General features: G+C 61.3%; 21 protein-coding genes. 11 read left to right on the top strand and 10 right to left on the bottom strand.

Features of this window, described 5'->3' with window-relative positions; translation table 11 throughout:
- The first annotated feature begins 260 nt into the window (after positions 1-260).
- A complete protein-coding gene (locus tag SBC1_RS02710) occupies positions 261-1,046 on the top strand; it encodes a fimbrial protein (RefSeq protein WP_165987201.1) in 786 nt (261 codons plus the stop codon).
- Between the two features lie 42 nt (positions 1,047-1,088).
- On the opposite strand, the gene SBC1_RS02705 is transcribed toward SBC1_RS02710, so the two are convergent.
- The 4 genes from SBC1_RS02705 to SBC1_RS02690 form a co-directional block, all read right to left on the bottom strand.
- The gene (locus SBC1_RS02705; protein ID WP_165987199.1) at positions 1,089-1,514 is read right to left on the bottom strand and encodes a biopolymer transporter ExbD; all 426 of its coding nucleotides are present in this window, start codon (positions 1,512-1,514) and stop codon (positions 1,089-1,091) included.
- Positions 1,515-1,563: 49 nt separating this feature from the next.
- The gene (locus tag SBC1_RS02700) at positions 1,564-2,268 is read right to left on the bottom strand and encodes a MotA/TolQ/ExbB proton channel family protein (protein ID WP_165086447.1); all 705 of its coding nucleotides are present in this window, start codon (positions 2,266-2,268) and stop codon (positions 1,564-1,566) included.
- 57 nt (positions 2,269-2,325) lie between these two features.
- Positions 2,326-3,129 carry a 4-hydroxy-tetrahydrodipicolinate reductase gene (gene dapB, locus SBC1_RS02695; RefSeq protein ID WP_165987197.1) on the bottom strand — a complete coding sequence of 268 codons (804 nt, stop codon included), beginning with the start codon at positions 3,127-3,129 and terminating at the stop codon, positions 2,326-2,328.
- 139 nt (positions 3,130-3,268) lie between these two features.
- Positions 3,269-4,102, bottom strand: coding sequence for an outer membrane protein assembly factor BamE (locus tag SBC1_RS02690; RefSeq protein WP_165987195.1), 834 nt, complete (start codon positions 4,100-4,102; stop codon positions 3,269-3,271).
- 200 nt (positions 4,103-4,302) lie between these two features.
- Between SBC1_RS02690 and fur the strand changes: the two genes are divergently transcribed.
- On the top strand, positions 4,303-4,731 hold the full coding sequence (gene fur, locus SBC1_RS02685; protein WP_165086440.1) for a ferric iron uptake transcriptional regulator: 429 nt from the start codon (positions 4,303-4,305) through the stop codon (positions 4,729-4,731).
- 128 nt (positions 4,732-4,859) lie between these two features.
- On the opposite strand, the gene gap is transcribed toward fur, so the two are convergent.
- Both gap and tkt read right to left on the bottom strand, forming a co-directional pair.
- Positions 4,860-5,870 (bottom strand): type I glyceraldehyde-3-phosphate dehydrogenase, encoded by a 1,011-nt coding sequence (gap, locus tag SBC1_RS02680; RefSeq protein ID WP_165086438.1) that lies wholly within the window; start codon positions 5,868-5,870, stop codon positions 4,860-4,862.
- 85 nt (positions 5,871-5,955) lie between these two features.
- Entirely contained in the window at positions 5,956-7,986 is a 2,031-nt protein-coding gene (gene tkt, locus SBC1_RS02675; RefSeq protein WP_165987194.1) for a transketolase, read from the bottom strand.
- 358 nt (positions 7,987-8,344) lie between these two features.
- Here tkt and SBC1_RS02670 point away from each other — a divergent pair, with 358 nt between their 5' ends.
- Both SBC1_RS02670 and SBC1_RS02665 read left to right on the top strand, forming a co-directional pair.
- A complete protein-coding gene (locus tag SBC1_RS02670; RefSeq protein ID WP_097261018.1) occupies positions 8,345-8,758 on the top strand; it encodes a glyoxalase/bleomycin resistance/extradiol dioxygenase family protein in 414 nt (137 codons plus the stop codon).
- 106 nt (positions 8,759-8,864) lie between these two features.
- Complete coding sequence (locus tag SBC1_RS02665) at positions 8,865-9,602, top strand: 16S rRNA (uracil(1498)-N(3))-methyltransferase (protein ID WP_165987191.1); 738 nt, start codon at positions 8,865-8,867, stop codon at positions 9,600-9,602.
- A 214-nt stretch (positions 9,603-9,816) separates the two neighbouring features.
- Here the strand turns inward: SBC1_RS02665 and SBC1_RS02660 are convergent, their stop codons facing one another.
- The 3 genes from SBC1_RS02660 to SBC1_RS02650 form a co-directional block, all read right to left on the bottom strand.
- A complete protein-coding gene (locus tag SBC1_RS02660) occupies positions 9,817-10,374 on the bottom strand; it encodes a barstar family protein (RefSeq protein ID WP_047895752.1) in 558 nt (185 codons plus the stop codon).
- 5 nt (positions 10,375-10,379) lie between these two features.
- Entirely contained in the window at positions 10,380-10,898 is a 519-nt protein-coding gene (locus SBC1_RS02655; RefSeq protein WP_243830266.1) for a ribonuclease, read from the bottom strand.
- 631 nt (positions 10,899-11,529) lie between these two features.
- Entirely contained in the window at positions 11,530-13,836 is a 2,307-nt protein-coding gene (locus tag SBC1_RS02650) for an NADP-dependent malic enzyme (protein ID WP_165086430.1), read from the bottom strand.
- 245 nt (positions 13,837-14,081) lie between these two features.
- Here SBC1_RS02650 and thiL point away from each other — a divergent pair, with 245 nt between their 5' ends.
- The 4 genes from thiL to SBC1_RS02630 all read left to right on the top strand — a co-directional run bounded on the left by thiL (position 14,082) and on the right by SBC1_RS02630 (position 19,596).
- Positions 14,082-15,137, top strand: coding sequence for a thiamine-phosphate kinase (gene thiL, locus SBC1_RS02645; protein WP_165987190.1), 1,056 nt, complete (start codon positions 14,082-14,084; stop codon positions 15,135-15,137).
- Positions 15,127-15,663: a phosphatidylglycerophosphatase A gene (locus tag SBC1_RS02640; RefSeq protein ID WP_206365994.1), complete on the top strand. Its 537-nt coding sequence runs from the start codon at positions 15,127-15,129 to the stop codon at positions 15,661-15,663. The genes thiL and SBC1_RS02640 overlap by 11 nt, the downstream gene beginning before the upstream one ends.
- A 54-nt stretch (positions 15,664-15,717) precedes the next feature.
- Complete coding sequence (locus SBC1_RS02635) at positions 15,718-16,218, top strand: CinA family protein (protein WP_165086426.1); 501 nt, start codon at positions 15,718-15,720, stop codon at positions 16,216-16,218.
- Positions 16,219-16,290: 72 nt separating this feature from the next.
- Positions 16,291-19,596, top strand: coding sequence for a DEAD/DEAH box helicase (locus SBC1_RS02630; protein WP_165987188.1), 3,306 nt, complete (start codon positions 16,291-16,293; stop codon positions 19,594-19,596).
- 118 nt (positions 19,597-19,714) lie between these two features.
- On the opposite strand, the gene purM is transcribed toward SBC1_RS02630, so the two are convergent.
- A complete protein-coding gene (gene purM, locus SBC1_RS02625; protein ID WP_165086422.1) occupies positions 19,715-20,770 on the bottom strand; it encodes a phosphoribosylformylglycinamidine cyclo-ligase in 1,056 nt (351 codons plus the stop codon).
- A 232-nt stretch (positions 20,771-21,002) separates the two neighbouring features.
- Here purM and hda point away from each other — a divergent pair, with 232 nt between their 5' ends.
- The 3 genes from hda to pcnB all read left to right on the top strand — a co-directional run bounded on the left by hda (position 21,003) and on the right by pcnB (position 24,090).
- Entirely contained in the window at positions 21,003-21,740 is a 738-nt protein-coding gene (gene hda, locus SBC1_RS02620; RefSeq protein WP_206365993.1) for a DnaA regulatory inactivator Hda, read from the top strand.
- A 75-nt stretch (positions 21,741-21,815) separates the two neighbouring features.
- On the top strand, positions 21,816-22,502 hold the full coding sequence (locus SBC1_RS02615; RefSeq protein WP_165086418.1) for an HAD family phosphatase: 687 nt from the start codon (positions 21,816-21,818) through the stop codon (positions 22,500-22,502).
- Positions 22,495-24,090, top strand: a complete 1,596-nt coding sequence (gene pcnB / locus SBC1_RS02610) for a polynucleotide adenylyltransferase PcnB (RefSeq protein ID WP_206365992.1) — start codon at positions 22,495-22,497, stop codon at positions 24,088-24,090. The genes SBC1_RS02615 and pcnB overlap by 8 nt, the downstream gene beginning before the upstream one ends.
- The last annotated feature ends 51 nt before the right edge of the window (positions 24,091-24,141 follow it).

Genomic DNA, 24,141 nt, shown 5'->3' with positions numbered 1-24,141 from the left:
GGGCCGCCCGGCGGTCTGCCGGACGAATAATCGGGCTGTGGTTGCTCGCGTTCGCTGCGCTCGTGGCCGCGCCGGCACATGCGAATAATTTGAGCTGTAACGCTGGCACCCTCAACTTTACGATCGCTGCAGGTTCGATTTCGATCCCTGCTGGCGCTGTAGCCGGTTCAACCGTGCTCACCCTACCGTCGAATACGATTACAAATAACTGTTGGCTCACGACAAACGAAACTACGACGTCCGGAACCATTATTGCCAATATGGCCACCGTCACCGCGCCCGCAGCAGGATTCACCGACGTGTATCCGACCAACATCGACGGCTTGGGCATCCGCTACACCTTCGATAGCGATGCAATCTGCGACACGACCAACCAGACGATGAAGAACAAAGCGATCAGTGTCTCGTGTTTGATCAATGGTGTCCCCGGAGGCGCTCACGTCTATGCGAAAGTGATCGTGACGCCCAGTCTCGTGGTGACGGGTCCGACGCAGGGAGGTGTCACCACACTGTCGAGTTCGCCCATTGTGTCATTCACCTACACAATCAAAAACGTGGGTGGATCATGGCCCGCGTCGCCCGTATACACAGGCGCCACGAGCGGCACGCTCACCACCGCTACATGTTCCGTACAGACGGTCGCTAACAGCATCACGCGTCCGACGGTCGCCACTCGCTCGTTTGAGAGCGGCGTTGGGGCGATCGCCGGCAGTCAGACGTTCAACCTGGGGTTCGCTTGCACGACGGGTGCCCAGGTATCGATTGTCATCACCGACGCTGTGACGCCATCGAACCGGACTACCGCCCTCACGCTTAAGCCCGAGTCGACCGCTACAGGGATTGGTATTCAGCTTCTGAGAAATGCGAACACGCTGGTGGCATTCGGCCCGGATGCATCCGGTCCGAGCGTTGCGAATCAGTGGTTGATTGGTGGATCGCCGAACGGGCTACTTCAGGTGCCGCTGACTGCGCAATACATTCGTACCGGTGTGGTGAAAGCCGGCACGGTCAAGGCGTTGGCCACGTTCACCATGTCGTATCAGTAGGCCGACAGTGGCCTCGCTGAACTCGACCGCACTCGTCTGATTTTATTTGGCGCGCGTCGATGGATCCGTCACAAATCCTATTTTGCTTAAGCCCGCGCTTTGCGCCGCACCCATTACTCTCGCAATGACGTCGTAACGCGTTTCCTTCGACGCCCGAAGATGAATCTCGGGCTGTACCGGCTTTTTCCCCTCCGCAGCGAATTGCGCCTGCATTTGCTCGAGCGCAATCGGCTTGTCGTTCCAGTAGATCTTGCCCGTATCGTCGATGGAAAGCGTGATGGTCTCAGGCGTCTCGCGCGCCACTTGCGACGCGACCTTCGGCAAATCCAGCCGGATAGCATGCGTGAACAACGGCGCCGTGATGATGAAAATCACCAGGAGCACCAACATGACGTCGATCAACGGCGTCATGTTGATCTCGGCCATTGGAGCGCCGTTCGATTTCTTGTCCAGTCCGCCGAATGCCATGATGTGCTCGTCCGGGTACGGGGTATTAGAGGGCCGTCTGGCGCGTTGATTAAACCACGCGGTCCTGAACGGGCGCGCTCTTGACGCGGCGCGGCGCCACGCCGCTCGTGTACGCGTGCAGGTCGTGGGCGAAGCCGTCGAGTTCTTCCGAAATCTGCCGCACCAGCCGTCCCAGCACGTTGTACGCAAGCACCGCAGGGATAGCGACGACCAGGCCGAACGCCGTCATGATGAGCGCCTCGCCGACCGGGCCGGCCACATTTTCGATCATTGCCTGCCCGCTCGCGGCAATACTGCCCAGCGCGTGATAGATGCCCCATACGGTGCCGAGCAAACCGACGAACGGCGCGGTACTCCCCACCGATGCCAGCAAAACCTGCCCAAATTCAAGCCGCCGTTGCGACGCGAGCAACGCGTGCCGCAACGCGCGCAACACACGCTCGCCGGGCTCCACATGCGCGATCAACGCGCCGGGCATTTCCGCCTCCGACGCACGCCACGCAGCGACCGCAAGCGGCAGATACACGCGTTCCTTATCCGCTTTGCGCAACTCCGCGATGCCTTCGGCGAGCGTTGGCGCTTGCCAGAAACGCTGCACGGCGCGCGGTCCCTGACGCTTCGCGCGCACCAGGACCCACGCTTTCACGATGAGAAAACACCAACTCGCCACCGACATGGCCAGAAGCACGCCCGCGACGCCATGCGTGATGCCGTCGCCGCTCTGCAAGTAATGAATGATGCCGGTTGTTGCCATCGGAAAAAAACCCCGGGTTTGGGTGGCTCAGGAGCAGACTCAGGATCAGGCTCAAACTCAGGCCACGCGCAACCCGAGCACGTCCTGCATGTCGAAGAAACCGCGCTCGCGGCCCGCAAGAAAGTGCGCGGCGCGCAACGATCCCTGCGCGTAAGACAAGCGGTTAGCCGATTTGTGCGTGATTTCGATCCGCTCGCCAAGGCCCGCGAACAACACAGTGTGATCGCCGACAATGTCGCCGCCGCGAATCGCCGCGAAACCGATAGTCGACGGATCGCGTTCGCCCGTCACGCCTTCGCGGCCGTACACGGCGCAGTCCTTCAGCTCGCGGCCGAGCGCGTGGGCAATGGTTTCACCCATTGCGAGCGCGGTGCCCGACGGTGCGTCGACCTTGTGCCGGTGATGCGCTTCGATGATCTCGATGTCGTAACCTTCGGCGAAATGCCGGGCCGCGAACTCGAGCAGCTTGAGCGTCACGTTCACGCCCACGCTCATGTTCGGCGCAAACACGATCCCGATTTTTTCACCGGCGGCACGCAACTGGGCTTTCTGTTCATCGTCAAAACCCGTCGTGCCGATGACCATTTTCACGTTATGCCGCAACGCCGCTTCCAGATGCACGAGCGTGCCTTCGGGCCGCGTGAAGTCGATCAGCAGGTCCGCGTTGGCGAAAACATTCTCAATATTGTCAGTCAGCAAAACGCCTGTCTCTTGTCCGAGGAACGCGCCTGCGTCCTGGCCGAGTTGCGGCGATCCGGTTCGGTCAAGCGCGCCGGCCAGCGTGGCGTTGGCGTCCTTGAGAACGGTTTCTATGAGCATGCGGCCCATGCGGCCCGATGCGCCAGCGATGGCGATTTTCATGGCGTGTCTCGCGTGAGTTGGGGCTACGAAGTCAGAAGCGTGGAAGCGATATACGGCGGCCGCCTGCGCACGGCCGCTTGAACAGGATAGGACCCGACGCACCCAAGTGAAACGGGCAGGACAAAGCCTGCCGCTATGCTTAGTTGGTGCTTGTCGCCGGCACGGAGGACGCGCCTAGACCATTGCTGGTGTCCGCCGGGGCGGGCGACATGCCCTGCGGGCCCACGGCACTGCTGTCCGGAACCGTGACCGTAGTCGGACGACGCTGCAACTGGATCTGCGAGTTGCCTGCGGCGTTGACGTTCGGCGGTAATCCCGGATTACCCGGCACGGTCGGCATGGCCGATGACCGGGCGCGGCCCGTTGGCGTCTGCACGGCGTCAGTCGCGCGATTCGCGGCCTGGGCGGCTTGCTGGTTGGCGTCGCCAGCAAATGCGTTCGCCGCATTCGATGCGTCCGGCTGCACGCCCGACGCACCGGCCGCTCCCGCAACAGCAGCACCGTTGGCGGACGTACCCGCTGCCGCCGTTGCGCTGGCTGCTGCAGCCGTGGCCGCAGCCGTAGCGGCGGTCAGCTTACGGCCCTTGTCGCCGTCAATTTCAGCAAGCAATTCCAGGTTGGACGGCAAATTCTCGCCGCCTGACCAGCTCGCCACGTGATCGCCCTCGAAAAGCACGACGAAATCACGTTGCTGCACGACCGACGTGGAACCGCGCTTGAAGTAGAAGACGTAGTCCCAGCGGTTCGCATGGAACATGTCTGCCAGCAACGGCGTGCCGAGCAGCGTCTTCACCTGGTCGCGCGTCAAGCCGACCTTCATCTGGCTCGCTGCTTCCGCCGAAACGAAGTTCCCCTGTACAACCGTAATCCGATACGGCGTGATGTGCTGCGCGAAGCTCTGCGTAACGCTATCGTAAGTGGAACAACCGGCCAGGACGGTCATAGTGGCGGCAGCGATCAAAGTTCCGCGCATACGACGGCTCTCCCGGCTATTCAATAAAGATTTTAGAAACATTTCACCCTTCATTTCACCCTTCGCCTGGCCCATCGCCCGTGGGGGCGCAAGAATTTCGGAGTCTTTCGGAGATCGCGCCATTTCGTTCGGATGGTGACCGGAACGGTAAAAACGCATTACTATGAGAACCTTGAATTGTACTCTAGGGATGCCTAGCGATGACCAATCCCGCCGATCTGAAAAATATCGGGCTGAAGGCAACCTTGCCCCGGCTCAAGATACTTGAGATTTTCCAGCATAGTCCTGTGCGTCACCTGACTGCAGAAGACGTATATAGAAACCTGTTGCACGAGGAACTCGACATCGGTCTTGCCACCGTCTACCGCGTGCTCACGCAGTTCGAGCAAGCGGGGCTGCTGTCGCGCAGTAACTTCGAGTCGGGCAAAGCCGTGTTCGAGCTCAACGAAGGGACCCATCATGATCATCTGGTGTGTCTGGACTGCGGCATGGTGGAAGAATTCTTCGACGCTGAAATTGAAAGCCGTCAGCAGGATATAGCCAAGGACCGTGGCTTCAAGCTGCACGAACACGCCCTCGCGCTGTATGGCACCTGCACGAAGGAGCATTGCCCGCACAGGAAAAACTGATTTCGAAAGACCGTTCCTGGCGCGTGATGTTCGCGCGCCCAGCGTGAAAAAGCCGCCGGTTCTTGCAAACCGGCGGCTTTTTTTCAGCTTGATTTCACCGCGTTACTTCGCGGCTCCGTCTCCCCGTTTTACTTCGCGTTAGCCAACGCCACAGCCGTGTCCAGCATGCGGTTCGAGAAGCCCCACTCGTTGTCGTACCAGCTCGAGACCTTCACCAGACGGCCCGACACCTTCGTGAGCGTAGCGTCGAACGTGGACGAAGCCGGGTTGTGGTTGAAGTCGATCGACACCAGCGGCGCAGTGTTGTAGCCCAGAATGCCCTTCAACGAACCTTCCGATGCTTCCTTCATGATCGAATTCACTTCGTCCACCGTCGTGTCGCGTGCAGCGATGAACGACAGGTCGACGATCGACACATTGATCGTCGGAACACGAATAGCGTAACCGTCCAGCTTGCCGTTCAACTCCGGCAACACCAGGCCAACCGCCGATGCCGCACCGGTCTTCGTCGGGATCTGGCTATGCGTGGCCGAGCGCGCGCGGCGCAGGTCCTCGTGATAAACGTCCGTCAAAACCTGGTCGTTCGTGTACGCATGGATGGTCGTCATCAGGCCGTTCACCAGGCCAATCTTGTCGTTCAGCGGCTTGACGAGCGGCGCCAGGCAGTTCGTCGTGCACGATGCATTCGAGATCACCGTATCCGAGGCTTTCAGCACGTGATGATTCACGCCGTAGACGATGGTTGCGTCAACGTCCTTGCCGCCCGGTGCCGAGATGATGACCTTCTTCGCGCCGCCCTTGATGTGCGCGCTGGCCTTTTCCTTCGTCGTGAAGAAGCCCGTGCATTCCAGCACGACGTCGACCTTCAGCTCGCCCCACGGCAATTCGGCCGGGTTGCGGTTAGCCAGCACACGGATGCGGTCGCCGTTGACCACGAGGTAATCACCGTCCACCGACACTTCGCCCGGGAACTTGCCGTGCGCGGTGTCGTACTGCGTCAGGTGCGCGTTCGTGGCGGCGTCTCCAAGGTCGTTGATGGCAACGATCTCGATGTCGTGCTTCTTGCCGTTTTCGTACAAGGCGCGCAGCGTATTGCGGCCGATCCGGCCGTAGCCGTTGATTGCAACGCGAATCGTCATGGTCAATCTCCTGATGGCTGAAAAAAAGTTCCAGTTCGCTGCTTCCGGGTTCGCTGGTTTAGCAACGCTTGCGAAGCGCCCGATATCAGCCCGCGAGCGCGGCTTTCGCCGTTTCCACAACATGCTCGACGGTGAAGCCGAAATACTTGAAAAGCTCGCCAGCGGGCGCGGATTCGCCGAACGAATCAATACCCACCACGCCGCCTTCGAGACCCACGTACTTACGCCAGAAATCGGTCACGCCGGCTTCGATTGCCACACGCACGACGCCCTTCGGCAACACGCGGTCGCGATATTCCGCATTTTGCAGATCGAACACGTTCGTACACGGCATGGACACGATGCGTGCGCCAATGCCTTCTTGCGCCAGTTTCTCGCCGGCCTTCAGCGCCAGTTCGACTTCCGAACCCGTGGCGATCAAGATGATCTTGCGTGCCGGAATGTCGTCGTTCCAGTCGCGCAGCACGTAGCCGCCCTTCGCAATGTTCGCGATCTGCACGTCGTTACGCGGCGAGAACAACAGGTTCTGACGCGTGAAAATCAGCGCCGACGGTCCTTTGTGCTCAATGGCGTACGTCCATGCCACAGCGGTCTCGACGGTATCCGCCGGACGCCACACTTGTAAGTGCGGAATCAGCCGCAAGCTCGACGTTTGCTCCACCGACTGGTGCGTCGGGCCGTCTTCGCCAAGGCCGATCGAATCGTGCGTGAACACGAAGATGGACGGTGCCTTCATCAGTGCAGCCACGCGCAGCGCGTTGCGGCTGTAGTCCGAGAAGGTCAGGAAAGTGCCGCCAAACGGCCGATAGCCGCCATGCAGCACGATGCCGTTGATGGCCGCGCTCATGCCGAATTCGCGCACGCCGTAGTTGATGTGGTTGCCCCACTGGATTTCGTTCGTGTTCTCACCAGCGCGCACCGGCTTCGATGCCTTCCAGTTGGTCAGGTTCGAACCCGTGAGGTCGGCGGAACCGCCAAGCAGCTCAGGCAGCGCAGCAGCGAGGCCGTCGAGCGTCTGCTGCGAAGCCTTGCGGGTCGCGATGGTTTCGCCCTTCTGATTCGCGGCTTCAATGATGTCCTTCGCGTCCTGCGCCCACTTGGCCGGCAGTTCACCGTTCATCCGACGGACGAATTCGGCGGCTTCGGCCGAATGCTTTGCGCGGTAGGCATCGAATTGCTTGTTCCATTCCGCTTCAGCACGGGCACCGGCTTCCTTCGCGTCCCACGCCCCATAGACTTCCTGCGGAATCACGAACGGTTCCCAGGTCCAGCCCATGCCCGCACGAGCGTCGGCAATTTCCTTGGCGCCCAGCGGCGCGCCATGCGAATCGTGGCTGCCTTGCTTGGTCGGCGCACCCTTGCCAATAGTCGTACGGCAGCAGATCAGCGTGGGTTTATCCGAGTTCTTCGCTTGCGCAATGGCTGCGTCCACTGCGTCCACGTTGTGGCCGTCTACCGCACGGATCACGTTCCAGCCGTACGCTTCGAAGCGCTTTGGGGTGTCGTCGTGGAACCAGTGTTCAACGTGACCGTCGATGGAAATACCGTTGTCGTCGTACAGCGCGATCAGCTTGTGCAGCTTGAGCGTGCCCGCGAACGAACAGGCTTCGTGCGAGATGCCTTCCATCATGCAGCCGTCGCCGAGGAACACGTACGTGTGATGGTCGACGATCTTCGCGCCGTCCTTGTTGAATTCCGCTGCAAGCAGCGCTTCGGCGAGCGCCATGCCGACCGCGTTCGCCAGACCCTGGCCAAGCGGACCGGTAGTCGTTTCAACGCCCGGCGTGATGCCGTATTCCGGGTGTCCCGGCGTTTTCGAATGCAGTTGGCGGAAGTTCTTGAGTTCGTTGATCGGCAGGTCGTAGCCGGTCAGGTGCAGCAACGAGTACAGCAGCATGGAACCATGGCCGTTCGACAGTACGAAACGATCGCGGTCAGCCCAGTGCGGGTTGCTCGGGTTGTGCTTCAGGTGACGCGACCAGAGCGCGACGCCGATTTCCGCCATGCCCATTGGCATGCCCGGATGGCCGGAGTTGGCTTGTTGAACGGCGTCCATTGCCAGCGCACGGATTGCGTTGGCCATCAGGGTGGTCTGGCTGGAAGTCGGGGTGGTCATGTCGAGTCCGGTAGGTCCTGAAAAGATCCTGGGATGATTCTGGGCGACGCACCGGAGCGAACGATGAAACCACGTTTTCAACACCCGGAGCGACGAGAAACGGAGAGGATCGGAAGCCGGTTATTCTAGCAGACGACTTTGGAGCGCTGGCGCGAGGGCAGCGCAGTAGCGAGCGGCGCCGAAGGGGATTGTCCGCCGGAAACGTAAATCATAACGAAAGCTTCGCGCGGGCACGCTCCCTGCATCGACATATCGCGCCAGCGCGACGTAGCGCAGCAACAGAAATCCGCGCAGCCCTTCTGCCAAAAGGCGCCATGGCACAATGCACCGATCAAGCCAAGCTCGAGGAGAAGCCCTTATGTCCGACCCCCGCCCCGCCGATGTGCCGTGGCTCACGCCTTACCTGACCGTTCGCGACGCCCGTGTCTCCACGGGCTTCTACGAACAGGCGCTAGGTTTTGCGGTGCGTGACAGCGTCAACGACGACGGCGCCGTGATTCATGTCGAGATGACGTATCGCGGACAGTTGATCCTGATGTTCGCCCCTGAAGGCGCGTACGGCTCGCACGCGAAGACGCCGAAAAGCACGGGCCTGATGGCGCCGCAATCGTTCTATCTCTATGTCGACGATGTAGACGCCGCGTTCGCACGTGCAATCGCGGTTGGCGCGAAGCCGCTGATCGAACCGCAAGACCAGTACTGGGGCGATCGTTTTGCGCAGTTCGAAGACCCGGACGGGTATCGCTGGGCAATCGCCCGGCATTTGAATTAGGCTGGGTCTGTCGCGTTCTACGTTGTTGGTCGTTGGCTGAACGGATATAGCTCAAGCACCCATCACTTCCCTGCCCGCGCTTTTTAGCGCCCGGGCGAGTCACTTCATGCCACGTTTCTTTGTAGCCAGCCCGCTCGTCGCGGGCGAAATCATGCCCTTGCCGGACGAGGTCGTCCGCCATGTTCACGTTCTGCGCCTGCAAACTGAGGACACCGTCCATCTCTTCAACGGCTCGGGCGGTGAATATCGCGCGCGTCTGGTTGAAATCGGCAAGCGCACCGCGACCGTGCAACTCGATCAATTCACCGACCGCGAAACGGAGCCGCCTTATCGCATCACGCTGGCGCAAGGCGTGGCGGGTGGCGACAAGATGGACTGGCTGATCGAAAAAGCGGTCGAACTGGGCGTCACGTCCATCGTTCCGCTCACTGCCGAGCGCGGCGTGGTGCGGCTATCGGGCGAACGTGCGGCGCGTCGGCAAGGGCATTGGCAGGCGTTGGTGCAAGCCGCATGCGAGCAATGCGGAAGAAATCGGGTGCCGGATGTAGCGGCGCCTCAGGTCCTGGATAAATGGCTCGGTAACCTACCGCCCGCCGAAGATGGCGAGTTGCGGCTGCTGCTGTCGCCGCGAGCGCAGCTTGGGTTTGCCTCTTTGCCAGCGAGCGCGCCCAGCGCACCCGTGACCATCGCGATCGGGCCAGAAGCCGGGTTTTCGCCGGCAGAGGAAGCGGCCATTGTGGATGCCGGTTTTACCACCCTTGGTCTCGGACCTCGCGTCTTGCGCACCGAGACGGCCGGCATGGCCGTCCTTGCTGCGCTCGCCGCGCGCTGGGGCGGGTGGTGAATTAGCCGCCGCCGCGCCACGATCCATCCCAAAATAAACGCAAAAAAGCCGGTCAGCGCCCGTGTTCAACAGACGACGACCGGCTTTCTAACCGCCTTGCACCGAAAAAAAACGCAGCGCCCGGCGCGGGGAACATGGCCCCGAACTTGGGCGCTTACCGCTTACGTTCAGGCGAACAGCTCACGCAGGCGAACGGCTCAGGCAGGCAAACGGTTCAGGCGAACGAGTAAAACACCCTGAACGCCACACGCCGTTCCGCCCAGAATTCCGCTGCTTCGCGAAACACGTCGAGCAGGGTCTCGCGCCCTTCCTTGTCAAATTTCTGAGCGACGGGCAACGCTTCCAGCACGATCACGAACCCCGGCTGCGAACCGGCTTTGTGTACGAGGTCGGTCAGACTGTCGTACAGCGCGTCGTAGTTCTTCCCGAAGTGCTTCGGAAACAGAAACGACGTGGCGATGGTTTCGAGCACTTCCTGCTTGCTCTGGGCCTGGCCGCAATACGCGTAAAGAAAATGCTGGCCCAGCTTGCTCGCTTCGTCGGCGAGATCCTGGACCCTGAAAGCGCGGATCGACTGCACGATATTCGATCGTACCGTCTTGAAAAGACTCATAGACCCCTCGTTCAATGATGACAGCGCCGCGCTCTGTTCGTCGTCGGGTCGATTTTCGTCTGTCGTGCGGAGTCGCAAAACTCGCTGGAACATGTTGCCATCGCCGGCGAAAAGATCACCCGCGACACCGTTGTCGTGCGCGTAGATGTTGTCGCTCATGCCGTTCATCCCGAAGTTAATCCCGCAATGCGTTTAAAACTCACGTAATGGTCGTCGGTATAGAAGCAGTTGTCGATCTGCCGACGGGGCCCGCCACATACAATCCGACGTGCGCCGCGATCGCGGGCGCGCGGCGTAGGAACGGTGTATTCGTGGTAAAAGCCGCGCGGGTGCGGCGGCAGCATACGCTCGCGATTGCCAAACACGATGCCGTCTTTCTCATACGGAAACGGCCCGCCAGCCTCAATCCGCCGCAGCGTCACAATGGCCTGTTTCGGCAATTGCGCGGCGTCGACGGTAGTCTGCGACGGTTCCGAACCCGTTGATGCGGTATCGCGCCAGCTCTCTGCGCGCGGATCGCTTTTCAGCTTGTCCTTGTCTTGCAACACGTGCGGCGATTCCGCCTGCGACGCTCCTGCTGAGGTATTCGCGGCCGGGCTGTGGGAATCCGGCCCGCTCTTCCCGCAGCCGCTTACCACCAAAGAAAGCGCCACGATGAATCCACAAAACCATGCGCGCTTCACGAAACCTGTCCCCGCTTTGAACCCAGAAATATGACGACCATGAAAGACGTAAGGGTATCGCTAATGACACCGGGAATCAATGTTGGTTCGGAAGATGCCCATTTTTCAGGCGATTTTTGCCTCGCATTTGACCGTTACATGCGGTTCGCCAGCACTTTTTCGTTGATGGTCAAAAAAATAGGCCTCGATCATATTTAAGATCAGTCTGAGATATTTTTATCCCACATAGATGAATAATGGCTTCATGCATGGTTTGGGGAGTGGAACCAGCGTCGCCTCTCTCGCGAAGCTCCCACGGCGCAAAGTCGGCACCATTGCTGTTTGGAGGACAAAGCAAATCCCCTTGCATGCCTCGTGGCGTGCCGGATCATCCGGCACGCTTTTTTTTCGTCCAGGGAAACACAGTAAGCCGCAAGGTTCAGGTCACTAAGTCGAGCAGGCACTCCGTCCATGCCGGGCAAAGATCGCAGAAGTAAAAAGAGGGATTGCGACGAGAAGTCGCAATCCCTCTTTTCTGCAATCCCTCTTCCCGGAGTTCTGCTCGAACCCGCCAGCCCCGCGCGGGTCAGGTCCCACGAATTTAGCGCCGCGAGTTTCGAACCCGGGCTTTGAACCCAGGCTTCAAAAACCCTTACCGCGCCACAGCCGTGGCGTCCGCCACCAGCAACGCCGTCATGTTGACGATCCGGCGCACCGTAGCCGACGCCGTCAGCACGTGCACCGGCTGAGCCGCGCCCAGCAGCATTGGCCCAATGGCGATGTTATTGCCCGCCGCCGTTTTCAACAGGTTGTACGAAATATTCGCGGCATCAATATTCGGCAGTACGAGCAAATTCGCGTCGCCTACCAGCGTTGACTCAGGCAGGATTTCGCGGCGCAGATTCGCATCCAGCGCTACGTCGCCGTGCATTTCGCCGTCCACGTCCAGATCCGGCGCTCGCTCGCGCAACAACGCCAGCGTGTCGCGCATCTTGATGGCCGTCGGCGCATTGCTTGTGCCGAAGTTCGAATGCGACAGCAGAGCGATCTTCGGCACAATCCCGAAGCGGCGCACTTCTTCCGCCGCCATGATCGTGATCTCGCAAAGCTGCTCGGGGGTCGGATCCACGTTCACATGAGTGTCGACAATGAAAATCTGCCGGCCCGGCAGCACCAGCGCATTCATTGCCGCGTACACGCTGCAGCCTTCCTTCTTGCCGATCACCTGATCGACGAAATGCAGATGCCGGTGCGTGGTGCTGATCGTGCCGCAGATCATGCCGTCCGCCTCGCCCTTCTTGACCAGCATTGCGCCGATCAGCGTAGTGCGGCGGCGCATCTCCAGCTTCGCCATCTGCGCGCTGATGCCCTTCCTGGCCATCATGGTGTGATACGTCTGCCAGAAATCGCGATACCGCTCGTCGTGATCGGTATCCACAACGGTGAAGTCCACGCCCGCTGTCAAACGCAAACCGTACTTCGTGATGCGCTGCGCGATCACGGCCGGGCGTCCTATCAGGATTGGCTTGGCAATCTTCTCGTCCACCGCGATCTGGACCGCGCGCAGCACGCGCTCCTCTTCGCCCTCGGCGAACACAATCCGCTTCTTGTCCGGCTCCACGCTGCGTGCGAGCTGGAACACGGGCTTCATGGTCGTGCCGCTGTGATAGACGAACTGCTGCAGATGCTGTTCGTACGCGTCCATGTCTTCAATAGGACGCGTGGCCACACCTGAATCCATGGCCGCCTTGGCCACGGCCGGCGCGATCTTCACGATCAAGCGCGGGTCGAACGGTTTCGGAATCAGGTATTCCGGACCAAACGACAGGTCCTGAATGCCATAAGCGGTCGCCACAATATCGCTTTGTTCCTGCCGTGCCAGATCCGCGATCGCGTTCACCGCGGCAATTTCCATCTCACGCGTGATCGTGCTCGCGCCCGCGTCAAGCGCGCCGCGGAAAATGAACGGGAAGCACAGGACGTTATTGACCTGGTTCGGATAGTCCGTGCGGCCGGTGGCAAGTACTGCGTCTGGACGCACTTCCAGCGCGAGTTCCGGCAGGATTTCCGGCGTCGGGTTGGCGAGCGCAAGAATCAGCGGCTTTTGCGCCATGCCCTTCACCATCTCCTGCTTCAACACGCCGCCAGCGGAAAGACCGAGGAACACGTCAGCGCCTTCCATTACGTCCGCCAGCGTACGCGCCGAGGTTTCGCGCGCAAAACGTTCCTTGTCCGGGTCCATCAATTCCACGCGGCCCTTGTAGACCACGCCGGCCAAGTCCGTCACGAAGATGTTTTCGAGCTTCATGCCGAGTTCAACCAGCAGGTCCAGACAGGCCAGGGCTGCCGCGCCCGCGCCCGAGGCGACCAGCTTCACTTCTTCAATCTTCTTGCCGACCACGACCAGGCCGTTGGTAATGGCCGCCGCAACAACAATGGCCGTGCCGTGCTGGTCGTCGTGGAACACCGGGATCTTCATGCGCTTGCGGCATTCCCGCTCCACGATGAAGCAATCCGGCGCCTTGATGTCTTCCAGGTTGATACCGCCGAACGTGGGTTCGAGCGCGCAGATCACGTCGACGAGCTTCAGCGGGTCCATCTCGTTCAGCTCGATATCGAACACGTCAATGCCGGCGAACTTCTTGAACAGCACCGCCTTGCCTTCCATGACCGGCTTCGACGCGAGCGGGCCGATATTTCCGAGTCCGAGCACCGCCGTGCCGTTTGTCACGACGCCGACCAGGTTGCTGCGCGCGGTAAAACGCGCGGCATTCAGCGGATTGGCGACAATTTCCTCGCACGCGAAAGCCACGCCCGGTGAATACGCCAGCGCGAGATCGCGCTGGTTGATCATCTGCTTGGTGGGGGCAATCGCGATTTTGCCGGGAGTCGGAAACTCGTGGTAATCGAGCGCGGCTTCGCGGAGTTTGGCTTTGGCGTTATCGGCTGGAGTGGTCATGAGGCGTCGGTCTAAAGGCAAGATTAGAATAGAAGTTCGAATGCATTGTAGCGCCAATCAAAGGCCGTCCCGACCGGCAATACCGGCCAGACGCGGTACATAGCCCATTTGGACAAGACCTGGAAAAGCAGCATGAGCCGCACGCCGGCAGCCGGTTCACGCCGCAAAATTCCCTTATTGAGATGAAACGCGCGTCAACAGGCGCGCATCGTCCTTAACTCTCCCTCGACATTGCCGGATCGCCGATGCTCTCAGAGTTTTCCCTGATCGAACGATATTTCTCCCAGCCCGCCGCCGCATTTCCGGCAACGGACGACGAGCCGAAGGCAACGCTCGGCATTGGTGACGACTGTGCGCTGCTCGCACCGAAGCGCGGTCAGCATCTGGCAATCTCCACGGACATGTTGGTCTCAGGCCGCCATTTTTTCCCGGATGTCTCCCCGTGGGCGCTCGGTTACAAGGCGCTGGCAGTGAACCTCTCGGACCTCGCAGCCATGGGCGCGAAGCCGCGTGCGTTCACCCTGGCGTTGTCGATGCCGAAAGCCGATGAAAGCTGGCTCGAAGCGTTCAGCAGCGGTCTGTTCCAGATGGCGAACCAGTACGGCTGCGAGCTGATTGGCGGCGATACAACCAGCGGCCCGCACGTGTGCATCAGCATTACCGTGTTCGGCGATGTCCCGGCTGCGCAGGCGCTGCGGCGCGACGCTGCGTGCCCAGGCGACGACATTTGGGTGTCCGGCGTCCTGGGGGGTGCGCGTGCCGGGCTCGGCCTGCGCCGCAACGAATGGTCGATGAAAGATCCTGCCGACGAAGCCATCGCAATCAAGGCACTCGAACAACCGGAACCGCGCGTGGCGCTCGGCATCGCATTGCGGGGAATCGCGCACGCCGCGCTCGATATCTCCGACGGTCTCGCCGGCGACTTGCTGCACATCCTGGAGCGCTCGAAGATGCGCGCGACAGTGAATATCGATCAGATACCGCGCTCCGGCACGCTCGCCACGCTGACCGAAACCGCGCAAGTGCATTGCATCCTGGCGGGCGGCGACGACTACGAACTCTGCTTCACCGCGCCCGTCGCCGCGCGGGCTGAAATCGAGCAGATAGGAACGGCGCAGAAAATTTTGTTGACGCGTATCGGTACAATCGAGGGTCCGGCCGCCGAGGAACAAGCGGCTTCCGGCACGTCCAGCGCGGCCCCGACGGGCGAGCATCACGACCTGCCGGCTATCGACTGGCGCGACAACACTGGTCCGGTTTATTTTCCAGACACGGGCTTCGACCATTTTCATGCAGACTGATCCAATCATCGACACAATCGACGAGACGCCACCCCCGAAGCCTCCACGCCGGACGAGCGTGCGATTCATGCTGTCGCATCCGCTGCATATCCTGTCGCTCGGCTTCGGCAGCGGCTTGTCGCCGATCGCGCCCGGCACGGTCGGCACTTTGTTCGCGTGGGTATCGTTCGTGGTGTTCAACCCGCACCTGACAGTCGCCGAATGGGCAGCGCTGATCGCCGTGGGGTTCGTGGCCGGCTGCTGGTTCTGCGGTTTCACGGCAAAAAAAATGGGCATTGCCGATCCGTCGCCGGTGGTGTGGGACGAGATCATCGCGTTCTGGCTGGTGTTGCTGTTCGTCACGCCGGCCACGTTCACCGGGCAATTGTGGGCGTTCATCGTGTTCCGTTTCTTCGACATGGTGAAACCGCCGCCCATCAGTTATTTCGACCGCCGGTTGAAAGGTGGTTTCGGCATCATGTTCGACGACATTGCCGCTGCGTTCTTCACGCTGCTCGTGATTGCGTTGTGGCGCATGACCATTTGATTTCCGTCTTGCTCGCATCTCACGTTTCCGACCGCCCCCACTCGAGGCTTTGCCATGGCTACCGATAACGTCGTCCACCAGCTCGCCATCCGTGCCGGCAACAAACTGCGCGACGAGCGGCTGATGCTCGCGACCGCCGAGTCGTGCACCGGCGGCTTGGTCGCCGCAGCCATGACCGATATTTCCGGCAGCAGCGCATGGTTCGAGCGCGGTTTTGTCACCTATTCGAACCTGGCGAAAACCGAGATGATCGGCGTGCCAGCCGACATGATCGAGCGCCACGGCGCGGTCAGCGAACCGGTCGCCAAAGCCATGGCAGAAGGCGCGCTGAGGAATAGCCGGGCGCAGGTATCGTTGTCGATTACCGGCGTGGCCGGACCGGGCGGCGGCACGGAAACGAAGCCTGTCGGCATGGTGTCTTTTGCGTGGAGCAACCGCTTGCACACGACCGTGGAGACGCAGCAATTCAAGGGCGACCGCGCGCAGATTCGCACGCAAGCGGCAGCGTACGCGCTGCGCGGCTTGCTGGAACTATTGGAACGAAGGGAACGGTGAGTAGACGGTGATCGAAAGGATGGCGGCAATACGGGCTGAGACAGGAACGGCCATGCACGGACGGGTTTGCTGATGCCGGCGTTTGTGTACGACACGGCTCAAATCATCAAATGGCTCGGCTCGCATACCGTTGCCAAGGCGCGCGGCTATGTAGACGAGGTGACGCGTCTGCACTGGGACGAAGACGTGCTGCGCGCCAACGTTCAAGGAACGCAACGCCAGCCGTATACCGTGGAGGTGATGTTTGGCGAGCAGCACGGCAAGCTTTCCGCGCAAGGCCATTGTTCGTGCCCGGTCGGATTCGGCTGCAAGCACGCCGCCGCCGTATTGCTCGCGAGCGCCGCGGACAGGCCGCGCGAGTCCGAAACCGTGCGCCCGGAAGTGGCGGGCTGGCTTGAAGGATTCCGCTCGAGGTTCGCCTCCACTCGCAGCAACTCCGCGAAAAAGCCCGGCGAGACGAGCGGTGCGCTTGCGCTCGTTTATGTGCTGGGAGCGTCACGCATCATGCGCACCCCGGAAGTCGCACTGCATAAAGTGCGGCTCAGTCCGGACGGTTCGTTCCAGACCCTCGACCGGCCCTGGACCAATCTGGACGCGGCGCTTGTCAAGCAGCCGAAGTTCGTCAGCGATGAAGACATGACCATTGTGCGGGGGCTCGTCATTGGGCGTACTCGCAACGATTTCGGCGGTTTCGGGCTACACGGCGAAGATGGTGCGGATCTGGTGAAGCGCATGCTGGCGACAGGACGGTTGTTCAGCGCCATGCCGGCCGACCACGATGCCTCGGAGCCGCGCCGGCCGCTGCGCGAAGGTGAGCAACGGCCAGGACGAATCGAATGGACGCCGGACGCGGATGATCGCGTGCACCCCGTGCTGCAAACCGAGCCGCCCGCCACGTTGGTCATTCCCACCGAACCGCTGTGGTTCGCCGACGCGCAAACGCGTGAAGCGGGCATTGTCGATATGCCGCAACCCGCGCGGCAACTGGCCGATTATTTGTCGATGCCGCCCATCTCGCTCGCCGAAGCGCCGCTGGTCAGCGCCATGCTGCGTGAAGTCGATTCCGACCTGCCCCCGCCGCCCGAGCCGGAAACGCTGAACGTGCGCATTATCGATACGGAGCCCGTGCCAACGCTCGCGCTCGATACACGGCCCGTCAACAGCAGTTGGCGTCCCCGCGACGAGCGCACCGCCGCGAACGTGCTCGACTTTGCCCTCGTGACGTTCGATTACGACGGTTTCAGCATCGACCCCACGCGCGCCACCACGGTCATGCGCGCCGCGTCAGGCGAGATGGTTCAGGTCAGGCGCCGTCACGACGTGGAAGCGCGTTACCTGGCCTCGCTCTACGATCTTGGCTTCCGCCAGATTCCATCGAATCAACGTTTTGGTCCCAAGCCCATTCCCAGCGGCGTGCTCGGCTTGCCCGTGCCCGACGCATGGGCCGTGTTCACCAACGACGCGCTGCCCGCGTTGCGTGAGGACGGCTGGCGCGTGAGCATGTCGCCGGAATTTCGCTTCGACTTTATTGAGATCGACGATATTCAGGGCACCGCACGCCAGGGAAACGACGGCTGGTTCGACCTGGAACTCGGCATTGCCGTGGGTGATCGGAGCGTTCGGCTCGAACCGCTTTTGGCCGATCTGTTCCAGCGTGACCGGCGCTGGCTGGCAGGCGCTATCGATTCAATCCCCGACGAAGAAGGCATTGAGCTGAAGACCGATCTTGGCGAGCGGCTGCGGGTGCGGGCGGCGCGGATCAAGCCGGTGGTGCGCGTACTGATCGATCTCTTCGATACCATCGGCACGCATCCGCTGCGTGTCTCCGAGCAGGACGCCGGGCGGCTGGAAGCGCTCAGCGACACAGGCCGCTGGGAGTTTCACGGCGACCTTTCCATTCGCGAGCTTGCTCAGCGTTTGCAGGAAGGGCCAGGCTTGCGGGAAGTGCCCGTGCCGCGCGGCTTGCATGCCGAGCTTCGGGTGTATCAGCGCGAAGGGCTCAACTGGATGCAGTATTTGCGCGAGCGCAATTTGTCCGGCGTTCTCGCCGATGACATGGGTCTCGGCAAAACCGTGCAGACGCTGGCGCATATCCTGGTCGAGAAGGAGTCCGGACGGCTGGACCGGCCGGTGCTCGTTGTATTGCCGACCACGCTGGTTCACAACTGGCGTGAGGAAGCGAAAAAGTTCGCGCCTGATCTGCGGGTGCTGGACCTGCATGGACCACAGCGCAAGGAACGGTTCGATCAGATTGGCGAGCACGATCTCGTGCTGACCACCTACCCGCTGCTGTGGCGCGATCAGGCAATGTTGTCGCTGCACGAGTACCACCTGCTGATCCTCGATGAAGCGCAAATAGTGAAGAACGTCGCGACCAAGGCCGCGAAGGGTATCCGCGATTTGCGCGCGCGACATCGGCTATGCCTGACTGGCACGCCGCTGGAAAACCACCTGGGTGAGCTGTGGGCGCAATTCGATTTCTTGCTGCCCGGTTTCCTCGGGACGCAGAAAGATTTCACGAAGCGTTGGCGTACACCGATCGAAAAATACGACGATCCGGTGCGGCGCGATTTGCTGGTGCGCCGGATTCGGCCGTTCATGCTGCGTCGAAGAAAGGATGAGGTCGCGAAGGAATTGCCGCAGAAAACGACCATTGTGCGCACGGTGGCGCTTGAGGGCGCGCAACGTGATCTTTACGAGACCGTTCGGATCGCGATGCAGGAAAAAGTGCGGATGGCGGTGGCCGACCAGGGTTTGGCGCGCAGCCATATTGTCGTGCTCGAGGCGTTGCTCAAGTTGCGGCAGGTTTGCTGCGATCCGGCGTTGGTGAAGCTGGCGCGGGCAGGGCGTGTGGAGGAATCGGCGAAGCTCGATTTACTACTCGACATGCTGCCGGAGTTGCTTGAGGAAGGGCGTCGGGTGCTGCTGTTTTCGCAGTTCACCGGGATGCTGGCAATCATTGCTGCCGCGCTCGATAAAGCCGGGCTTCCCTACGTCACATTGACGGGCGATACGACTGACCGGATTACGCCGGTGACGCGTTTTCAGGACGGCGAGGTGCCGTTGTTCCTGATCAGTCTGAAGGCGGGCGGCGTGGGATTGAATCTGACCGCTGCGGACACGGTGATTCATTACGATCCGTGGTGGAATCCGGCGGCGGAGAATCAGGCGACGGACCGGGCGCACCGGATTGGGCAATTGAAGCCGGTGTTTGTCTACAAGCTGATTGTGGCGGGGAGTATTGAAGAACGGATTGTGGCCATGCAGGGCCGCAAAGCCGCTCTCGCCGATAGTATTTTGCGTGAGGACGCGGCCGGAGCAGCGAAGTTTTCTGCCGAGGATATTGAGGCGTTACTGGCGCCAATGCCGGCGGTTTGAGTTCGTTCGCACCGGTGGATCGGGAGGGATCATCGGGCGGCGGGGACTGGGCTTTTGCCCCTGACCGCTTCCGCCCAGCGCCAGCGACCCCTTTCGGTCCGCCGGCGCGGTCAAAAACTTACACCACTACAGTCTGAGCTTCACCGGCAAGCGATTCCCGCACCACACCGATCGACCAAACCTGCTCACCGGCAGCCGACAAAAGACCCGTCGCGGCTTCAGCGTCGGCAGCGGCCACCACCACGACCATGCCGATTCCGCAGTTGAACACCCGATGCATTTCGGCATCCGCCACACCGCCATGCTTCTGCAGCCACGAGAACAACGGCGGCAGCGGCCACGCCCGGTGATCCAGCTCAACCGTCAGGCCATCGCGCAGAACCCGCGGAATATTCTCAACCAGCCCGCCGCCGGTGATATGCGCCATGCCCTTCACAGCCATCTGCGACATCAGCAACAACAACGGCTTCACGTAAATATGCGTAGGCGCCATCAAGGCATCGGCAAGCGAACGGCCATCGAAATCGGCATTCAGATCAGGCTGCGCACGCTCAATAATCTTGCGCACCAGCGAAAACCCGTTCGAATGGATGCCGGAAGAAGCAAGGCCCAACACGACGTCGCCCGGCTGAATGGTCGAGCCATCGATAATCTTGCTCTTCTCGACCGCACCCACCGCAAACCCGGCCAGATCGTACTCACCGTCCGGGTACATGCCCGGCATTTCAGCCGTTTCACCGCCGATCAACGCACACCCGGCCAGCTCGCAACCCTGCGCAATCCCCTGCACCACGGTCGCCGCCGTATCCACGTCCAGCTTGCCGCAAGCGAAATAATCGAGGAAAAACAACGGCTCGGCACCCTGCACCAGGATGTCGTTGACGCTCATGGCGACCAGATCCTGGCCAACCGTGTCATGCTTGTTCAGTTGAAAAGCCAGACGCAGCTTCGTGCCCACGCCGTCCGTGCCGGATACCAGCACCGGCTCTTTGTATCGTTTAGGCACTTCGAACAGCGCGCCGAATCCGCCAATTCCCCCCAACACGCCGTCGCGCATGGTTTTCTTGGCAAAGGGCTTGATCCGGTCGACAAGCGCGTCGCCGGCATCGATGTCCACGCCCGCGTCGCGATAGGACAAACCTTGGGCGTCTGGGGCGGATTTCGGTTGATTCATGGGGGATCGGCGAGAAGGTCGGTAAAATGAGATTTTAACCGATGCCAGCCGCCCGGCCGGATTTCTCGCAGTTCGCGGCCCTGACTCAGAAAGACCGCACCAAACCCTTTTCGAGACTCACGCCCATCCGGCTGGAAACTCGACCCTGCGCTCAACGCCTTTCGCCACGGCATAAACCGGGCATCGGCCCGCTGAGCGCGCCGCTTTTCAAGATACGCCCTGACGGAACCGATTGCCCGTGCAACGCCAACTGACGCTCGATCTCGGCACGCCGCCGCTCGCCACCTTCGATAATTTTTTCGCCGCCGGCAACCACGAACTGGTGACCCGTCTGCGCGAACTCGACGGTGCGCTCGCAGCCGGCCCCGTAGCCGACCGGACCTTCTACGTCTGGGGGGAAGCGGGCAGCGGCCGCAGCCATCTGCTGCAGGCGCTGGTGCACGAAGCGAACGGCCGGGCGCGGTTTCTGAGCCCGCAGGCGCCGCTGGCCGCCTTCACATTCGACCCGAAAGCCAGCGTCTACGCAATCGACGACTGCGAGCAACTTTCAGGCGCGCAGCAAATCGCGCTCTTCAACCTGTTCAACGAGGTGCGCGCGCATCCGGCCAGCGCGTTGGTAGCAACGGGTAACGTGGCGCCGCTGGGTTTATCGGTGAGGGAAGATTTGCGCACGCGCCTCGGCTGGGGACTCGTGTTCCAGCTCACGCCGCTCTCCGACGAAAGCAAGGCCAGCGCGCTGAAACACGCGGCGCGCGAGCGCGGCATCGCGCTGGCCGACGACGTCCCCGCCTATTTGCTCACGCATTTTCGCCGCGACATGCCCAGCCTGATGACCTTGCTCGATGAGCTCGACCGCTTTTCGCTGGAACAAAAGCGCGCCGTGACACTGCCGTTATTGCGCACGATGCTCGCCGCAAAAGAAGGCAACGCGGCAGACAACGCGCCCCGTCCGCAGAACGAGCTTTTTTAGCCCGACTAGTAGTCTGGCACTCCGCCGCAAGCAGCCAGCGAACGCTTCCACCCGCTTCAAGTAAAATGCGCTCCCATGAACCTAGCCCTATTTGATCTCGATCACACGCTCATCCCGACAGACAGCGACCACGAATGGGGTCGCTTCATGGCGAAGCTCGGCATTGTCGATGCCGAGAAGTTCGCGAAACAAAACGACGCGTTCTACGAAGATTACAAAGCCGGCACGCTCGATATCCACGCGTACCTGAGCGCCCAGCTTTCGCCGCTGGCCCAGCACCCGCGCGCTCAACTGGACGACTGGCATGCGCAATTCATGCGCGAAATCATCACGCCGGCCATCGCTCCAGCCGCGCTGGAACTCGTGCGCAAACACCAGGAAGCAGGTGATCTCTGCTGTTTGGTAACCGCCACGAACGCGTTCATCACGGCGCCGATCGGCCGGGCGTTCGGGATTGAAGCGTTGATCGCGTGCGAGGTCGAAACGGTCGACAATGTCCCCAACGGCGAGCTGACCGGCCGCGCAACGGGCACGCCAAGCTATCGCGAGGGCAAGATCGTGCGCACCGAAGCGTGGCTCGCGTCCATGGGAAAAAACCTGAACGACTTCGAACACAGCTACTTCTACAGCGACTCGCACAACGACATTCCTCTACTAGAGAAAGTCACCGACCCGATCGCGACCAATCCCGACGCCACCTTGCGCGCGCATGCGCAAGCCCGCGGCTGGCGCATCCTGGAAATCTTCTCCCCACGTGATTAAAAAACTTATCCGCAAGCTGTTCGGCCAGGAAAGCGCCAAAGAAGAGACCCCGGCAACCGCCCCGCTCTCCGACGATGTAAAACCCGCCCGCAAGAGCACACGCAAGAAAGCCGCGCCCGCCGCAGCGAAGCGTGATCCCAACGTGCCGGTGATCCTGGCGGCGGACGTGCACGGCATCGACCCGTCGCTGATCTCGAAGAACGCGATTCGCGTGACCGATGGCCTGCAGCAAGGCGGGCATCGTGCGTTTATCGTGGGCGGCGCCGTGCGCGACCTGCTGCTGAACGTGGCGCCGAAGGATTTCGACGTTGCAACAGACGCCACGCCCGACCAGGTGCAGAAGCTGTTCCGCCGCGCGCGCATCATTGGCCGGCGATTCCAGATCGTGCACGTGCAGTTCGGGCAGGACATCATTGAGACATCTACGTTTCGCGCGCTCGTCGATACCCCCGTCGACGCACCGCCCTCGCCGCCTCCACCGCGTCTGCGACGCGGCGAGATGGACACGCGCACGCATGCGGTAGATGCCAGCGGCCGCGTGCTTCGTGACAACGTGTGGGGCGAGCAGCATGAAGACGCCACGCGTCGCGACTTCACGATCAACGCCATGTACTACGATCCGGCCACGCAAACCGTGCTGGACTATCACGACGGTATGTCCGACATCCGTGCGCGTTTGCTGCGCATGATTGGCGACCCTGCCACACGGTACCGCGAAGATCCGGTGCGCATGCTGCGTGTCGTGCGTTTTGCAGCGAAGCTCGGCTTCGAGATCGAGCCTGCCACGCGCGCGCCGATCGCGGAACTGGCCGACCTGATTAGCAACGTCCCGGCCGCCCGTCTCTTCGACGAAATGCTCAAACTGCTGCTCTCAGGCCACGCGCTCGCGTGCCTGACTCGGCTGCGCGCGGAAGGTCTGCACCACGGTGTGCTGCCGCTGCTCGACGTGATTTTCGAATCACAGCACGGCGAGAAATTCATCACGCTCGCGTTGACCAACACCGACGAACGTGTGCGCGCCGGCAAAGGTGTGTCGCCGGGCTTCCTGTTCGCCACGCTGCTCTGGAACGACATGCAGACGCGTTGGCAGCAATACGAACTGGCCGGCGAATTCCCCGTGCCCGCGATGCATCGAGCGATGGACGACGTACTCGACATGCAGACCGAAAAGCTTGCTATCCATAAGCGCTTTTCATCGGATATGCGCGAGATATGGGGTCTGCAACATCGGCTCGAAAAACGCTCGGGCAGAACCGCGATGAAGCTGCTGGAACACCAAAGGTTTAGGGCGGGTTATGATTTCCTCCTGCTGCGATGCGAATCCGGCGAACTGGATGCATCGGTTGGTCAGTGGTGGACGGATTTCATCGAAGGGGACACTGCCGCGCGCGAGTCACTGCTCTCGCAAGGCGGGAAGGACCGGGCACCCACCAAGAAACGACGGCGGCGTAGCAGCAACGCCAAAAGCCGCAGGCCGGGTGACGGAATGGAGGGCGGCGCGAGCACCGCAGAAGGGTCAGCTCGCGAAGAGCGTGACGTGCGTGATGTGCGGTATGGCGACGAAAGCGGTGGCCAGCGCGACGATTGACACGGACCGTGCGCGTGTTTTGATCATTTCGATCAACACGCGTGAGTCGTG

The organism is Caballeronia sp. SBC1 (assembly GCF_011493005.1).
Classification (GTDB): Bacteria; Pseudomonadota; Gammaproteobacteria; order Burkholderiales; family Burkholderiaceae; genus Caballeronia.
Note: the sequence above shows the minus strand (reverse complement) of the source record. Positions and strands in the feature narration are given on the sequence as shown.

Excerpts from the sequence above, each read along its gene's own strand:
- purM (WP_165086422.1), bottom strand. The coding sequence starts at position 20,770 with ATGAATCAACCGAAATCCGCCCCAGACGCCCAAGGTTTGTCCTATCGC.
- SBC1_RS02640 (WP_206365994.1), top strand. The coding sequence starts at position 15,127 with ATGCAGACTGATCCAATCATCGACACAATCGACGAGACGCCACCCCCG.
- SBC1_RS02635 (WP_165086426.1), top strand. The coding sequence starts at position 15,718 with ATGGCTACCGATAACGTCGTCCACCAGCTCGCCATCCGTGCCGGCAAC.
- SBC1_RS02660 (WP_047895752.1), bottom strand. The coding sequence starts at position 10,374 with ATGAGCGACAACATCTACGCGCACGACAACGGTGTCGCGGGTGATCTT.
- SBC1_RS02710 (WP_165987201.1), top strand. The coding sequence starts at position 261 with ATGGCCACCGTCACCGCGCCCGCAGCAGGATTCACCGACGTGTATCCG.
- SBC1_RS02665 (WP_165987191.1), top strand. The coding sequence starts at position 8,865 with ATGCCACGTTTCTTTGTAGCCAGCCCGCTCGTCGCGGGCGAAATCATG.
- SBC1_RS02705 (WP_165987199.1), bottom strand. The coding sequence starts at position 1,514 with ATGGCATTCGGCGGACTGGACAAGAAATCGAACGGCGCTCCAATGGCC.
- SBC1_RS02615 (WP_165086418.1), top strand. The coding sequence starts at position 21,816 with ATGAACCTAGCCCTATTTGATCTCGATCACACGCTCATCCCGACAGAC.
- SBC1_RS02700 (WP_165086447.1), bottom strand. The coding sequence starts at position 2,268 with ATGGCAACAACCGGCATCATTCATTACTTGCAGAGCGGCGACGGCATC.
- tkt (WP_165987194.1), bottom strand. The coding sequence starts at position 7,986 with ATGACCACCCCGACTTCCAGCCAGACCACCCTGATGGCCAACGCAATC.
- SBC1_RS02630 (WP_165987188.1), top strand. The coding sequence starts at position 16,291 with ATGCCGGCGTTTGTGTACGACACGGCTCAAATCATCAAATGGCTCGGC.
- thiL (WP_165987190.1), top strand. The coding sequence starts at position 14,082 with ATGCTCTCAGAGTTTTCCCTGATCGAACGATATTTCTCCCAGCCCGCC.
- SBC1_RS02690 (WP_165987195.1), bottom strand. The coding sequence starts at position 4,102 with ATGCGCGGAACTTTGATCGCTGCCGCCACTATGACCGTCCTGGCCGGT.
- SBC1_RS02650 (WP_165086430.1), bottom strand. The coding sequence starts at position 13,836 with ATGACCACTCCAGCCGATAACGCCAAAGCCAAACTCCGCGAAGCCGCG.
- dapB (WP_165987197.1), bottom strand. The coding sequence starts at position 3,129 with ATGAAAATCGCCATCGCTGGCGCATCGGGCCGCATGGGCCGCATGCTC.
- fur (WP_165086440.1), top strand. The coding sequence starts at position 4,303 with ATGACCAATCCCGCCGATCTGAAAAATATCGGGCTGAAGGCAACCTTG.
- gap (WP_165086438.1), bottom strand. The coding sequence starts at position 5,870 with ATGACGATTCGCGTTGCAATCAACGGCTACGGCCGGATCGGCCGCAAT.
- SBC1_RS02670 (WP_097261018.1), top strand. The coding sequence starts at position 8,345 with ATGTCCGACCCCCGCCCCGCCGATGTGCCGTGGCTCACGCCTTACCTG.